Annotated in this window: 14 protein-coding genes and 1 pseudogene; 5 read left to right on the top strand and 10 right to left on the bottom strand. The window is 34.7% G+C overall.

Annotation, left to right across the window (positions count from 1 at the left end; all coding sequences use genetic code 11):
- Positions 1 to 24 precede the first annotated feature (24 nt).
- From HMPREF9171_RS107905 to HMPREF9171_RS107950, 10 genes are all read right to left on the bottom strand, one after another.
- Complete coding sequence (locus HMPREF9171_RS107905; RefSeq protein ID WP_000746856.1) at positions 25 to 222, bottom strand: hypothetical protein; 198 nt, start codon at positions 220 to 222, stop codon at positions 25 to 27.
- 13 nt (positions 223 to 235) lie between these two features.
- Positions 236 to 1,969 (bottom strand): ABC transporter ATP-binding protein, encoded by a 1,734-nt coding sequence (locus HMPREF9171_RS107910; RefSeq protein WP_000647641.1) that lies wholly within the window; start codon positions 1,967 to 1,969, stop codon positions 236 to 238.
- On the bottom strand, positions 1,970 to 3,691 hold the full coding sequence (locus HMPREF9171_RS107915; protein ID WP_000826944.1) for an ABC transporter ATP-binding protein: 1,722 nt from the start codon (positions 3,689 to 3,691) through the stop codon (positions 1,970 to 1,972). It abuts the gene before it with no gap.
- 11 nt (positions 3,692 to 3,702) lie between these two features.
- Positions 3,703 to 4,305 (bottom strand): lysozyme family protein, encoded by a 603-nt coding sequence (locus HMPREF9171_RS107920; RefSeq protein WP_000472259.1) that lies wholly within the window; start codon positions 4,303 to 4,305, stop codon positions 3,703 to 3,705.
- A gap of 1 nt (position 4,306) precedes the next feature.
- Positions 4,307 to 5,284 (bottom strand): nucleoid-associated protein, encoded by a 978-nt coding sequence (locus tag HMPREF9171_RS107925; protein WP_000968658.1) that lies wholly within the window; start codon positions 5,282 to 5,284, stop codon positions 4,307 to 4,309.
- A gap of 4 nt (positions 5,285 to 5,288) precedes the next feature.
- Positions 5,289 to 6,545 (bottom strand): serine hydroxymethyltransferase, encoded by a 1,257-nt coding sequence (gene glyA / locus HMPREF9171_RS107930; protein WP_000575541.1) that lies wholly within the window; start codon positions 6,543 to 6,545, stop codon positions 5,289 to 5,291.
- Positions 6,546 to 6,636: 91 nt separating this feature from the next.
- Positions 6,637 to 7,233: an L-threonylcarbamoyladenylate synthase gene (locus HMPREF9171_RS107935; protein ID WP_000998735.1), complete on the bottom strand. Its 597-nt coding sequence runs from the start codon at positions 7,231 to 7,233 to the stop codon at positions 6,637 to 6,639.
- Positions 7,226 to 8,056 (bottom strand): peptide chain release factor N(5)-glutamine methyltransferase, encoded by an 831-nt coding sequence (gene prmC, locus HMPREF9171_RS107940; protein ID WP_001104948.1) that lies wholly within the window; start codon positions 8,054 to 8,056, stop codon positions 7,226 to 7,228. The genes HMPREF9171_RS107935 and prmC overlap by 8 nt, the downstream gene beginning before the upstream one ends.
- Positions 8,056 to 9,135: a peptide chain release factor 1 gene (gene prfA / locus HMPREF9171_RS107945; RefSeq protein WP_001028826.1), complete on the bottom strand. Its 1,080-nt coding sequence runs from the start codon at positions 9,133 to 9,135 to the stop codon at positions 8,056 to 8,058. Before prfA ends, prmC begins: the two co-directional genes overlap by 1 nt.
- A gap of 34 nt (positions 9,136 to 9,169) precedes the next feature.
- Positions 9,170 to 9,739 carry a thymidine kinase gene (locus tag HMPREF9171_RS107950; RefSeq protein WP_000068109.1) on the bottom strand — a complete coding sequence of 190 codons (570 nt, stop codon included), beginning with the start codon at positions 9,737 to 9,739 and terminating at the stop codon, positions 9,170 to 9,172.
- 137 nt (positions 9,740 to 9,876) lie between these two features.
- On the opposite strand from HMPREF9171_RS107950, the gene HMPREF9171_RS107955 reads away from it, so the two are divergent.
- From HMPREF9171_RS107955 to HMPREF9171_RS107970, 5 genes and pseudogenes are all read left to right on the top strand, one after another.
- A complete protein-coding gene (locus tag HMPREF9171_RS107955; RefSeq protein WP_001117229.1) occupies positions 9,877 to 10,059 on the top strand; it encodes a 4-oxalocrotonate tautomerase in 183 nt (60 codons plus the stop codon).
- Positions 10,060 to 10,207: 148 nt separating this feature from the next.
- On the top strand, positions 10,208 to 11,146 hold the full coding sequence (locus tag HMPREF9171_RS107960; RefSeq protein WP_001177181.1) for an FAD:protein FMN transferase: 939 nt from the start codon (positions 10,208 to 10,210) through the stop codon (positions 11,144 to 11,146).
- Between the two features lie 17 nt (positions 11,147 to 11,163).
- Positions 11,164 to 11,722: pseudogene (locus HMPREF9171_RS05285) on the top strand (NADPH-dependent FMN reductase).
- Positions 11,723 to 11,745: 23 nt separating this feature from the next.
- Complete coding sequence (locus HMPREF9171_RS107965; RefSeq protein ID WP_000673633.1) at positions 11,746 to 12,981, top strand: NAD(P)H-dependent oxidoreductase; 1,236 nt, start codon at positions 11,746 to 11,748, stop codon at positions 12,979 to 12,981.
- Positions 12,982 to 13,079: 98 nt separating this feature from the next.
- The gene (locus HMPREF9171_RS107970; RefSeq protein ID WP_000051849.1) at positions 13,080 to 13,868 is read left to right on the top strand and encodes a formate/nitrite transporter family protein; all 789 of its coding nucleotides are present in this window, start codon (positions 13,080 to 13,082) and stop codon (positions 13,866 to 13,868) included.
- The last annotated feature ends 30 nt before the right edge of the window (positions 13,869 to 13,898 follow it).

The raw sequence follows: 13,898 nt of genomic DNA, 5'->3' as shown, positions 1-13,898 counted from the left end.
CTATCTAACGATGTTCTATTATTTTCAATCATGAAATATAACTGCAATTAACTTCACGATCAAATAATAGAGCAGACTTACAATTAACCACGTTATCCCAATAACTGCAACTAAACCTATTAAAACAGATAATACCGTATTCTTAGTTGCTAGTTGGTTACTGATAAACCATGAAACTGCAGAAATAAATATCAGTAATAATAGTTGAAGCCTTTTTTTCATATAATTCCTCTTACTACTTTTGTGTATTTTGCATTTGATAATAAATACCTTTTTGAGCCATTAATTCAGAGTGGTTACCCACTTCTACAATTTCACCAGATACCATAACTAAAATAATATCTGCTGTTTGAATGGTAGATAAGCGATGTGCAATAATAAAGCTTGTTCTCCCCTTCATCAACATTTGGAATGCTTCTTGAACAAGAACTTCAGTACGAGTATCTATAGACGATGTCGCCTCATCTAATATCAATATTCTAGGTAATTTAAGAAAAATACGAGCAATTGTCAATAGCTGACATTGCCCCTGTGATAGCGAATCTCCAGCATCTTCTAAATACGTATCATATCCATTCGGTAATTGTTTGATAAAGAAATCTGCATTAGCTGCTTTTGCAGCCTCTATCACTTCTTCACGGCTAGCTTTAGGATTGGCATATGCAATGTTATCGTGAATCGTAGCACTTTTTAACCACGTTTCTTGTAATACCATTCCAATTTCTTGCCTTAATTGTGATGGCTCATAATCAGTAATAGGCTTACCATCTAAAAGGATATTTCCCCCGTCAACTTCATAGAAACGCATTAATAAATTGATTAAAGTAGACTTCCCAGCACCTGTTGGTCCTACAATAGCGACCTTAGCTCCTGCTGGAATGTGTAAATTAATACCATTTAATAGTGGTTTTGATTTATGATAACCAAAAATAACGTTTTTAAAATCGATTTGACCTTTGACCGTTGATGAATCAAGTTTTTCTGTACCTGTTATATTTGGTGACGATTCTTCTAAAATAGAGTAAAGGCGTTCTGCACAAGCCAGAGCACTTTGCATCTCAGACAGGACGGAAGAGATGTCATTAAATGGCTTAGTATATTGATTGACATAATTTAAGAAAGTGATTAATTGACCAACACTAAAAGCCCCTGACATAATGCGAAGGGCACCAATCCCAGCTAAGAAGCCATAAATCAAACTATTGATAAATCGGGTTGATGGATTAACAGTTGAAGAATAAAAAATTGCTGATTGAGAAAAGTTAGCATACTCTTGATTAATAGTCCTAAAATGATCACTACTTTCTTCTTGCGCACTGAATGCTTGAATGAGGCTTTCTTGACTCACCATCTCTTCAATGAATTGAGTTTGTCGTCCTCGTGATGCCGTTTGATTTTGATATAAGTGATAACTCTTTTTAGCAATAAAGCGGGCTAGAAAGAGTGATAAAGGCGTCAAAAATAATACCAAAAAAAGCATTAATAAATCAATCTTTGCCATACTAAAAATAGTAACTAGAATAGTTAATAAACCAACAAAGAACTGGTTAAAAACCATTAATAAACCATTTGATAATTGCTCCGTATCGGTAGTCACACGACTAATCAAGTCACCTATGCCACGTTTATCTAGGTAAGCTATAGGCAATAGATTCAACTTTTCCATTACAGCCTTTCTTAAAGAAGCAACATAATGAAAAATTAAGCGGTTATAGAGCAGAGGATTAATCCATTGAATAATAGTATTTGCTAAAATGACTGCAATCATCTTCCACATTATAGGTAACAATAATATCATAGAATGAGGCGATAATACAACGTCTACCGCTTGTCCAATTAGAACAGGCAAATAAACAGTGAGGCAAACTTGTACAACCGTCCCTAATAATGCCATTCCTACTAAGCTTTTTTTAGAAAGAAGATCTTGAACAAGCTTTTTTTGTATCTTTTTAGGATGACTTGCTTTCATTTACTCCTCCTCCTTAAAATTTTGTGAATGGTAAATGGACTTATAAACTTTGTTATGAGCTAATAAAGATTGATGATTATCAAAACCAACTTGTTTCCCCTTATCAAGGAGTAAGATTCTATCTGTATTTTGTATACTATTAATTCTCTGTGATACAATAATAAGATTAGTTTGGTTGAAATGTTTAGTTATAGCTTTAAATAAACGAGCTTCTGTTAAATAATCCAATGCAGATGTTGCATCGTCTAAAATCAAAAATGGTATCTTATCTTGAACTAAAGCTCTTGCAATCGTCAACCTTTGCCTTTGACCACCAGAGAAATTCCTACCAAAACTCTCTACAGGGGTATCAAGTTGACCATCTTTTTCTTTTACAAAATCACTAGCTTGTGCTATTTCTAAAGCAGTCCAAAGTTTTTCCTCACTAACTTTACCAAGTCCCAAAGAAAGGTTAGAACGAATAGTTCCTTTAAACAACTGAGCATTTTGAGGAACAACTCTTACCAGGCTACGCCAATTTGAAATTGTATCTGGACTTTTTCCCTGATGATATATATCAATATCCCCTTCTTGCACTTTATAAATATGAAGCAGTAAATTAACCAAGGTTGATTTCCCAGAGCCAGTTCCACCAATTATCCCTAAAGTTTCTCCTACATTCATAGAAAAAGTAATATCAGATAAAGCTTTTTCAGAGGAATTTGGATAAGAAAATGCCATTTCTTGCACTTCTAAAGCCTTATTCGAATATTTTGGCTCAAGTTTGTCATCAATTATTTCAGACGGTCTTTCAAAAACGGCTATAATTCGCTTAGCACTGATATAACTTTGGTTCAGTGATGTCACCAACATTGTCATTTTTAACAATTCAACAAGAATTTGCAATAAGTAATTAATTAAAGCAACCAACATTCCTTGTGATAAAAGATGATTAGCTATATTTAAATTACCACGCCAAATAATCACAACCAAAGTGATATTAACAACTAGAAATGTTAGAGGCGTTACTAAACTAGAAAGCCTACCTGCTTTTAATTGTAAATTCGTATAATGATAATTGATATCATTAAATGCTTCACTCTCTCTATCTACTTGATTAAAGGCACGGATAACTCGTACACCTTGAAGTTGTTGCCTAGTCAACTTTACCAAATAATCGGTTGAAGTTCTGATTTTAAGGTAAATAGGATTTAATAGTCGAGACATTACAAAAACAATGATAAATAACGTGACAACCATTACCAAGAACCAAATAGTCAATGAGGGGCTAATGGAAAAAGCCATAATTATGGCACCAAAAACAATAATCGGAGCCCTCAAAAATAAACGTAAAAATTGATTTAAACCAGTTTGGATTTGAAATGTATCAGCAGTCAAACGAGTAATCAAACTAGCAGTTCCCAATTCATCTCTGTCTTTTTTACCCAGTGACATGACTTTTTGATAGAGATCCTCTGTCAATTGTCTCGTATAACCAACTGCGGCTTTTGAAGAATAATATTGAGCAGTTATCGCTACTACAACACCCACCGCAGCCAAAAAGAAAATCAATCCAATTTGCAACAGTAAACTACTTCTATCCCCTCGTGGAATGGTCTCGTCAATCATTTTTGCAATAACGATTGGTACCAAAAGTTCAAAAGAGGCTTCTAATAATTTGAAAAGGGGTCCAAAGATAGTTTCTTTGATATACCCCTTAAAATAATAAGTTAGTCTTTTCATACTTACCCTTCTTAAAACAACTCCATTATTTTTATCAAATAAAGGTTGAATTGAACTTCACGTGAGTAGTAAATATTACCACCATTTTTATAGAGCTTCCCTCCTGAAATTAGGGCGAGAGGATGATAGTAAAAGTAAGTGTCCCCGTTATAATTTCCTAGGCTGGGAGCTACAACATTTTTAGAGTAATTTTTGGCCAACTCAATGGAATTTTCACCCCCATGATCCGCTACATAATCAATATAAGAAGAACCAAAATTATATGCTTGGACAGCAGTCCATACATCAACCTTAGCTTTTTTAGCTTGACTTATATTTTGTGACAACAGAGTGACGCCATGTTTAATACTGGTGTGGCTATCCGTAATACTGTTCGTAGTTCCACTGATACTTTCACTTGATTGCATCACATCTATAGCATCTCCCTTAGTTTCAGTATAAATCATAGATAATACTAAGTGCACATTAGCCTCTGAACCATTCTCTGCAAGAGTATTCTGCACTAAATCATGATATTGAAGCACTTTTTTAACATTTTCATGGATGATAACTAGACGGTACCCAATGAAAATAATAATAATTAATGCTATCAAACGTTTTAAAAATTTAAACATATTATTTATTTTGAATATCCTGTATGTTTTTGATTAGTATTGAGTATGTACCATCAGGGTTTTGGATAAATTCAACCGATTCGGCATCTTGGTAGACATTGTTGGGTACAATCAATTCAATACCATTTGAAAGAGATAGCTTCTGATTCTCTAACTTCTTAATTTGACGGGAATGATCAATATCACTTACTTGAACAGATCCAGGTATTGCGTCTTTCAATTCATCAACAAAAGTCAGCCTGGCTGTTAAATTATCATCAAATAATTGATCTGCTAATTTTTCTGGAGACAATTCTTGCTCTTCTTCTAAATTCTTGTAAATAGCCGATCTCATTTTTGATTGGAAAGAAAAATCATCTTTGTTGAAATTTTCAGCAATTTTTTGAGCTGTCTGTTCAACCATTTTGATAGATTTTTTAACAGACTGTTCTGGTTGTACTTGTAATAAATTTTCAGAAAAATAATTAGCAAATGAACCATTGTGTTTGATACGCTTTTCAATTAAATAGTATTGCTTTGATGACTTGTTAACAACCAAAGCTTCATCTGGAGTTTGAGCAGCACTTGGAAGGTTATTCTGTGTTATTGTAATTGGCTGCTCTTGATTTTCAGAAACATGAGCAAATTGTTCCTTTAATGAGATTCGAAGGAAAGCAAAATGTTCCATTCCATCCTTGTCAAATTGAATAAAAACTAAGTCATTCGTTTTTTGATCTTCCGATATGACAAACTCTTCTTTCCAAAGTTGCGCAATTTGACAGGAAGAAACATATAAATCATCTTGTAAATGACTCATAAATACATTATCCTCTCCAAAATAGCCACGCTTAGCTTCATCAGAAAAAACTTTACTTAATTTTTTACGAAAGTAGTCATCAATCCTTGGAGTTAGGGTTAACGGAGTATCTGATAGCACTAACTCTGTGTCGTTAGGAGAAAACTGATGTATAATAATCTGTTTGATATAAAAATCCATCATAACATTAATTCTCATACAAAGGGAAAGCGTCCGTTAATGATTTAATTTCTTGACGAACTTCTGTGAGGACATCTTGATTTTCATGATTTTTGAGTGCCTTAATCATTAATTCAGCGATTCTTCGAGATTCTTCAACTCCCATTCCTCGACTAGTAATTGCTGGAGTACCAATTCGAATACCTGATGTTTTAAATGGTGATAGTCGCTCAAACGGTATAGAGTTCTTGTTAAGGGTGATATTGACTTCTTCAAGAACATTTTGTGCCTTTTTGCCATTCTCAATAACTTTTGTGACGTCTACTAAGAACAAATGATTATCAGTACCATCAGAAATCAAATGAAAGTCATCATCTTCTTTAAAAACTTTAGCCATGGCTTGAGCATTTTTAATAATATCCTCACCGTATATTTTAAAGGAAGGGTCTAGGGCTTCTTTCAAAGCTACAGCTTTTGCAGCAATTACATGTTCTAATGGTCCACCTTGGAGTCCTGGAAAGACTGCAGAATTAATTTTTTTAGCAATTGCTTCATCATTGGTTAAAATCAAACCACCTCTAGGTCCACGTAGAGTCTTATGTGTTGTCGTTGTCGTTACATGAGCATAAGGAATAGGACTAGGGTGATGACCAGAAGCAACTAAACCTGCAATGTGAGCCATATCAACCATTAAGTAAGCATCTACTGCGTCTGCTATTTGACGAAATTTTTCAAAATCAATAATGCGAGAATAAGCCGACGCCCCTGCAACAATTAATTTAGGCTGCGTTTCCTGTGCTATTTTCAAAATGTTATCATAGTCTAGCATCTCCGTCTTAGGATCAACAAAGTAAGAAACAAAATGATAAGTTTTTCCTGAGAAGCTAACTGAAGCGCCATGTGTTAAGTGCCCACCTGCTGCTAAGTCCATCCCTAAGACAGTATCTCCCGGCTCGATTAAAGCCATGTAAGCTGCTGCATTAGCCTGACTACCAGAATGTGGTTGAACATTAGCAAACTCAGCATTAAATAACGTCTTAGCTCGTTCTATAGCTAAACTTTCAACTACATCAACACAATCTGTTCCTCCATAATAACGATGACTAGGATACCCTTCGGCATATTTATTTGTCAAAACAGAACCTTGTGCTGCCATAACAGCTTTTGAAACAACGTTTTCTGATGCAATTAATTCAATATTATTTTGTTGGCGAATTTCCTCATCATGAATAGCCTGCCAAAGTTCTTGGTCAAATTCTTTAAAATTGTCTTTATCAAAAATCATTTTTTACTCCTTAAGCTCGTTATAACTTTTAAATAATGGTTTCAATCATTATATTTATCACATTTTTACTATTAGTTGCAAGATGATTAAATTAATTTTCAAAAATTAATTCAGGTATCGTAGCCGTTAGTACCTCTTGCGTGATTGCACCTTGCCTTAAAATCTTAACTCTATCACCAGACAAATCAATAATAGTAGAATCCACACCTGTCAATGCTTTATCATCTTCAATACCTAAAACTTGATGATTAAACTGTTTTTGAATTTCTGAGAACACACGACCACTATCACATCCAGAAATATTAGCAGAAGGACCAATCAGTGGACCATGGTTAGCAATCATATCAAGGGTTACAGGGTGTTTAGGCATCCGAAATCCTACGCTTAATAACCCAGAATTGATCCAATGCGGAACTTCTTGTGAAGCTTCCAAAATAATGGTTAGCGGTCCTGGTAAAAAAGCATCGTACAATTGCTTTAAATAGGTCGGTTGATTTTTAGAATATTTTAAAATAGTCTCAAAATCACATATATTTAAGTTCATAGCCTTATCACGAGGCCTTTTTTTAAGCTCATAGACGTGGTTCACAGCTTCTTCACTCAAAGCTTTGGCAAAGATTCCGTAGACCGTTTCTGTTGGCATAATAACTGCGCCATGATCCTCTAAAATCTGTCCCAAATCATTCATTATCTAATACCACCATTCTATCTTTACCAAATATATCTTTCAAAACTCTGCAACGATTGTTTGGAAAATATCTTTTCAATAAACTTCGTAAATCATCACCTTGTTTGTAACCTATTTCAAAATATAATTTACCTCTAGGTTGCAAATATTCTCTTGAGTTTTCAATGATTTTACGATAAATAGCTAATCCTTCTTCGTCTGCAAAAAGGGCACTATGAGGCTCTGAAGCTAGCACATTCTTCCCCACCTCGTCTTTGTCATTGTAAGAAATATAGGGAGGATTAGACACAATAATATCAAATTTACCTGAAATGTTACTAAAGACATCTGATTCTATAAAAGTCACTTCCGCATCACAATTATTAGCATTTTCCTTTGCCAAGTCTAATGCAGATACAGAAATGTCACTAGCTAGAACATCCCAAGAGGGGCGTTCTTTTTTTAGAGAAATGGCAATTGCTCCACTACCTGTACCAATATCTAAAACAGAACAATCTTCTACTTTATTCTCTGATAAGATTAGATCAACCAACTCCTCTGTTTCAGGCCTCGGAATTAAAACTCGTTCATCAACAAAGAAAATAAGGTCTCTAAAGTAAGCTTTACCTGTAATATACTGCGGTGATCTATGTTTTTTAAGCTGTTGAAAAATATTTTCCATTAATTGCTGATCAGTATCACTCACACTACTATTTTGATTTAAAAGGTAATCAGTTGTTGACCATTGTTTTAGGTCTTTTAATACATAAATAAAATTTTCGACTTCTTCACCACAAGCTTCTAATAACTGTCCGTAATGCTTGATTAACTGCGCATAATTCATTATTTATTTAAGGCTTCTAACTTTTGAGTCTGATCATACATAACAAGTGCATCAATAACTTCATCCATTTTTCCAGATAAAATAGTATCTAATTTTTGAAGTGTCAAACCAATACGATGATCTGTTACACGATTTTGTGGGAAATTATAAGTGCGAATACGTTCTGAACGATCACCAGTACCAACTGTTGATTTACGTTCAGCATCTTGTTCATCTTGAGCAATTTGCGCAAAATGGTCAGCAACACGAGCACGAATGATTTTCATCGCTTTATCACGGTTTTTTTGCTGAGTACGCTCTTCTTGCATTTCAACTTTGATTCCTGTAGGAATGTGTACCATACGAACTGCAGTAGCAACTTTATTGACGTTCTGACCACCAGCACCAGACGCGTGGTAAATATCGACGCGAAGATCTTTTTGATCAATTTCGTATTCTACTTCTTCAACTTCTGGCATTACCAAAACAGTTGCAGTTGAAGTATGAACACGACCCTGACTCTCTGTCACCGGAACACGTTGAACACGATGAGCTCCTGATTCATATTTAAGCTTAGAATAAACTGACTGACCAGAAACCATAGCAACCACTTCTTTAATACCACCAACACCATTAACGGATGATTCCATAACTTCAAAACGCCATCCTTGAGTTTCAGCATATTTTTGATACATTGTTAAAAGATCACCAGCAAAAAGCGCTGCTTCATCGCCACCAGCAGCACCACGAATTTCTAAAATAATGTTTTTATCATCGTTAGGATCTTTAGGTAATAGAAGGATTTTTAATCTTTCTTCATACTCTTCTTTAGCTGCTTTTGATTCTTTAAGTTCTTCTTTAGCCATTTCTTCCAATTCAGCATCACCAGAAGCATCCTTGATCATTTCTTCAGCATCTGAAATATTTTGAATGACTTGCTTATATTCTCTATAAGCTGTGACAGTTTCTCGAGTATTAGCTTCTTCACGTGATAATTCCATAAATCGCTTTGTATCTGAAACAACATCTGGATCACTAAGTAACTCACCTAACTCTTCATAACGATCTTCAACTGCCTGCAATTGATCATAAATATTCATTTTTCTTTGTATCTCCTTTAAAACCGATTATCTTTTAAATATCTGGATTAAAATAATGTTTTCGACAAACTGGGATATATGTTTCATTACCACCAATTTGTATCTGATCACCTTCATAGACAGGTTTTCCGTTTTCTGTCCTTAAAACCATGGTTGCTTTCTTACTACAGTATTGGCAAATTGTTTTGATTTCATCAATCTTATCGGCCAATAATAGCAAATGTTTTGAACCTTCAAAAAGATTGTTTTGGAAATCATTTTTCAAACCAAAAGCCATGACTGGTACATCTAAGTCATCTACTACTCTAGCTAAATCGTAGACGTTTTTCTTACTCAAAAATTGACATTCATCAATTAAAACACAATAAGGCTTTTGTGGTAAATTCTGAATATAGGAGAAAATGTCCATATCATCTGAAATTGGAACTGCTTCACGGCGCATTCCAATACGACTTGAAACGACTCCAAATTCATCTCGAGTGTCCAAGGCGCTTGTCATAATAACCACAGGTTTTCCTTGTTCTTCATAGTTATGAGCAACTTTTAAAATTTCAATGGTTTTACCAGAATTCATTGTCCCATATTTATAATAGAGTTGAGCCAAAGCGGAAAATCCTACTTTCTATAGTATTCTACCTATTTTACCACAAAGGCTGAAGTTTTCCCAGCCATTGAAAACAGTGTGTACTTTTTCACAACATTATGTTACAATGATGCCCAATAACATAAAGGAGTAACATTATGCCATTTGTAAAAATTGACTTGTTTGAGGGACGCTCACAAGAACAAAAAAATGAATTAGCTCGCGAGGTTACTGAAGTAGTATCACGCATTGCAAAAGCACCTAAAGAAAATATCCATGTTTTTATCAACGATATGCCTGAAGGAACCTACTATCCTCAAGGTGAACTTAAGAAAAAATAAGAAATAGTAAAAGAGGTTACCCAGGTAACCTCTTTTGATAGTCTTTGCAAGCATATTTCTTGACAAATTGAAAATATTTGAAAATAAGTATTGATTTTCAAGTTAGAAAACGGTATCATTAGAATATATTGCTTTGGGGGTGGAAAATTTGCAACTTTCTCATAGTTTAAGACTCATGGGAACGACTATCGATATTCAAATTAATTCTAAAAATGCTCAAAAACAAATCCAAGAGGTCATAGAAGTCTTGGAGCTCTACAAAAATCGCTTTAGTGCAAATGACTTTAATTCAGAGTTAATGGCTATAAATAATAACGCTGGTATCAAGCCTATTCAAGTACATCCAGACCTCTTTGAATTAATCACAATTGGGAAAGAACACAGCTTAGCTAGGCCTAGTAACCTAAATATTGCTATTGGTCCTTTAGTGCAAACTTGGAGAATTGGATTTTCAGATGCTAAACTACCTAGCCCTAGTGAAATATCAGAAGCTATGATTTTATCTAACCCAACTCATATACTTCTAGATTCAAAAAATCAATCTGTTTTTTTAAATCAGATAGGAATGAAAATTGATTTGGGTGCACTTGCAAAAGGATATATCGCTGACAAAATTATGACCTATCTTAAAAATGAGATGATTGATTCTGCTATCATTAACTTAGGCGGAAACGTTTTAGTTCACGGGGATAATCCTAATCGTTCAGAAGGGTATTGGGTTATCGGCATTCAACATCCGAAAAAGAAACGGGGACAAAATATTGGAGCTGTCAAAATTAAAAACCAATCTGTTGTAACCTCAGGTACTTATGAACGCCGTCTGATTATTGACGATAAGGAATACCATCATATTTTTGATCGACAGACTGGTTATCCGATACAAACAGAGATGGCTAGCATTTCTATTGTTTCTAAACAATCCGTCGACTGTGAAATCTGGACCACAAGGTTGTTTGGCTTATCCATTAAAGAGGCTCTTGATATTTTAAACGCTGTTTCCTACATTGAAGGCATTATCATCACTAAAGATGATCGTATCTATTTATCTGATGGCTTAAAACATCATTTTCAACTATTTTATCATTAAGAAAGAGGATTTCTAATATGAAACTTATTGGCATCGTTGGAACTAACTCAAATAAATCAACAAGCAGAAATTGAACTCATCGAAGTTAAAGACCTTCCGTTATTTAATAAACCTGCTGATAAAAATGTTCCCCAAGTAATTTTAGATATTGCTGTTAAAATTGAAGAAGCTGATGGTGTTATTATTGGTACGCCAGAATATGATCATTCTATACCTTCGGCCTTAATGAGTGTTTTAGCTTGGCTATCATATGGTATTTACCCACTTCTCAACAAACCCGTTATGATTACTGGTGCTTCATATGGAACACTTGGATCATCACGTGCACAATTACAATTACGTCAAATACTTAACGCTCCTGAACTAAAAGCAAGTGTTTTACCTGACGAATTCTTGTTATCACACTCTCTCCAAGCCTTTGATAAAGATGGCAACCTACACGATATCGAAACAAGTCAGAAGCTAGATGCTATCTTTGATGATTTTCGTCTTTTTGTTAAGATTACTGGTAAATTATCAAATGCTCGTGATTTACTTCAAAAAGAAGCAGAAAATTTTGACTGGGAAAGTTTATAAGAGTATAGAAGGGAATAACTAAGATGAAATTTGTAGGTATTGTTGGCTCAAATGCAGAGCAATCATATAATCGTATGTTGCTTGAATTTATTCGCAAGAATTTTAAAACCAAATGTGAATTGGAAGTCCTTGAAATCGATGATATTCCAATGTTTAATCAAGACCAAAATTGGGAAGAAAGTTTCCAACTTCGTCTTCTTAATAATAAGATCACACGAGCTGATGGCGTTATTATTGCCACTCCTGAACATAATCATACTATTACGGCCGCTCTTAAAAGTGTGCTTGAGTGGCTCTCATTTGCCGTGCATCCACTCGAAAATAAACCTGTTATGATTGTCGGTGCTTCATATTATGATCAAGGCACATCACGTGCTCAAATACACCTTCGTAAAATCCTTGATGCTCCTGGCGTTAATGCTTACACACTTCCAGGAAATGAATTCTTATTAGGAAAAGCTAAAGAAGCCTTTGACGATAATGGAAACATTATCAATCCTGGGACTGTTCAATTTTTAGAAACTTGTCTTGATAATTTTATCAAATATGTAGGAGTTGTATCATCATTGAGAAAACCTAAAGCTATTGAATCTGAAGACCTCTACTGTCAGGGACAAATTGATACAACCATTACTGGTATCGATCCAGATGATACTGATTGGTTAGACAAGGCAGCCGAGAAAGTTAACGCCGTTGAAGGGGATGCTTACGTTAAACTAGACAATGGTTTACTTACTGTTAACCAACTTAATATGTTTTTAAATGCTATGCCATTTGAGCTAACATATGCAGATGATAATAATCAATTTCTATATTACAATAATAATCATCCAGATCCAGATACAATGTTAGGAAAACGTGTTCGTGAACAAGTAGGAAACCGTATGGCCACAGTTCATGGTAGTTTACCACCGGCACGAATGAAAAATGTTGAATGGGTTATCGGTACTCTTCGTAATGGAAATCAAGAATATGTACGTACAGTCGTTCCTGGTACACCTCCAGAAGTTATCAATACTCACAACTATCAAGCTATGTACTACCCAGACGGATCTTATGCTGGTATTAATGAAATTATCTTTAACTTTAAACCGTGGTTAGATTGGTACCTCCAAACTACTGGACAACGTTTGGTCGGTGGAACTACTGCTGCTCCTGGAGCTTCAGCAGTTGACACTACTTCTAGCGCTTCAACTAGCACAGAGGATGCTCCCGTTGATCAAGCCACAGATGCCACTTCTGGTGCCTCTGAACATTAATCTCCTCGCTTTTGAGGATCTGATACCTTAAAAAGATATCAAGATCCTCCTTTTTAATATTTAATCAAGTTAATAAAATCACATAAAAGGAATATACTATGTCACTTTTTCAAGAAAAAATTGCTTACAATTGCGCTAAAAAGGAAGCGCTTTATAAAGAGAGTTTAGGACGCTACGCCTTGAGATCAATGCTAGCAGGGGCTTATTTGACAATGAGTACTGCTGCCGGTATCGTCGCAGCTGATACTATTGGTAAAATTTCTCCTGCTCTATCAGGTTTTGTATTTGCTTTCATCTTTAGTTTTGGACTTATTTATGTTTTAATATTTAATGGTGAATTGGCAACATCTAATATGCTTTATCTCACTGCAGGAGCCTATAATAAAAATATCTCTTGGAAAAAAGCCATAACAATTTTAATTTATTGTACTTTTTTCAACCTCGTTGGTGCTTGTATATTAGCTTGGTTGTTTAATCAATCGTACTCATTCCAGCATTTAACAAATGATAGCTTTTTAGGGCATGTCGTTGCTAAAAAGTTAGGAAAACCTAGTTCAGGAGCTTTCCTAGAAGGTATTATTGCTAATATGTTTGTGAATTTAGCTATCCTTGCTTACATGTTATTAAAAGAAGAATCGGCAAAAATGACGGTTATTTTATCTGCTATTTTTATGTTTGTTTTTCTATCAAACGAACACTTAATTGCTAATTTTGCATCCTTTATGTTAGCTGCTTTTAGCCATATCGAATATATTAAAGGTTTTACTCTTCTAAACGTTATCCGCCAATGGACACTTGTATTTTTTGGTAACTGGATAGGAGGGGGCGTTTTCATCGGCCTAGCCTATGCTTGGTTAAATAAAACAAAAACTTCTCACCATGAATAAAAGAAAAACTGAGTAATAAATTACTCAGTT

The sequence above is a fragment of the Streptococcus agalactiae ATCC 13813 genome (assembly GCF_000186445.1).
Lineage (GTDB): Bacteria > Bacillota > Bacilli > Lactobacillales > Streptococcaceae > Streptococcus > Streptococcus agalactiae.
Note: the sequence above shows the minus strand (reverse complement) of the source record. Positions and strands in the feature narration are given on the sequence as shown.

What these genes read in the sequence shown, in the direction of transcription:
- HMPREF9171_RS107970 (WP_000051849.1), top strand. Translation starts at nt 13,080, where the DNA reads ATGTCACTTTTTCAAGAAAAAATTGCTTACAATTGCGCTAAAAAGGAA.
- HMPREF9171_RS107935 (WP_000998735.1), bottom strand. Translation starts at nt 7,233, where the DNA reads ATGAATGATTTGGGACAGATTTTAGAGGATCATGGCGCAGTTATTATG.
- HMPREF9171_RS107910 (WP_000647641.1), bottom strand. Translation starts at nt 1,969, where the DNA reads ATGAAAGCAAGTCATCCTAAAAAGATACAAAAAAAGCTTGTTCAAGAT.
- HMPREF9171_RS107915 (WP_000826944.1), bottom strand. Translation starts at nt 3,691, where the DNA reads ATGAAAAGACTAACTTATTATTTTAAGGGGTATATCAAAGAAACTATC.
- HMPREF9171_RS107920 (WP_000472259.1), bottom strand. Translation starts at nt 4,305, where the DNA reads ATGTTTAAATTTTTAAAACGTTTGATAGCATTAATTATTATTATTTTC.
- HMPREF9171_RS107905 (WP_000746856.1), bottom strand. Translation starts at nt 222, where the DNA reads ATGAAAAAAAGGCTTCAACTATTATTACTGATATTTATTTCTGCAGTT.
- HMPREF9171_RS107965 (WP_000673633.1), top strand. Translation starts at nt 11,746, where the DNA reads ATGAAATTTGTAGGTATTGTTGGCTCAAATGCAGAGCAATCATATAAT.
- HMPREF9171_RS107925 (WP_000968658.1), bottom strand. Translation starts at nt 5,284, where the DNA reads ATGATGGATTTTTATATCAAACAGATTATTATACATCAGTTTTCTCCT.
- HMPREF9171_RS107955 (WP_001117229.1), top strand. Translation starts at nt 9,877, where the DNA reads ATGCCATTTGTAAAAATTGACTTGTTTGAGGGACGCTCACAAGAACAA.
- prmC (WP_001104948.1), bottom strand. Translation starts at nt 8,056, where the DNA reads ATGAATTATGCGCAGTTAATCAAGCATTACGGACAGTTATTAGAAGCT.
- glyA (WP_000575541.1), bottom strand. Translation starts at nt 6,545, where the DNA reads ATGATTTTTGATAAAGACAATTTTAAAGAATTTGACCAAGAACTTTGG.
- prfA (WP_001028826.1), bottom strand. Translation starts at nt 9,135, where the DNA reads ATGAATATTTATGATCAATTGCAGGCAGTTGAAGATCGTTATGAAGAG.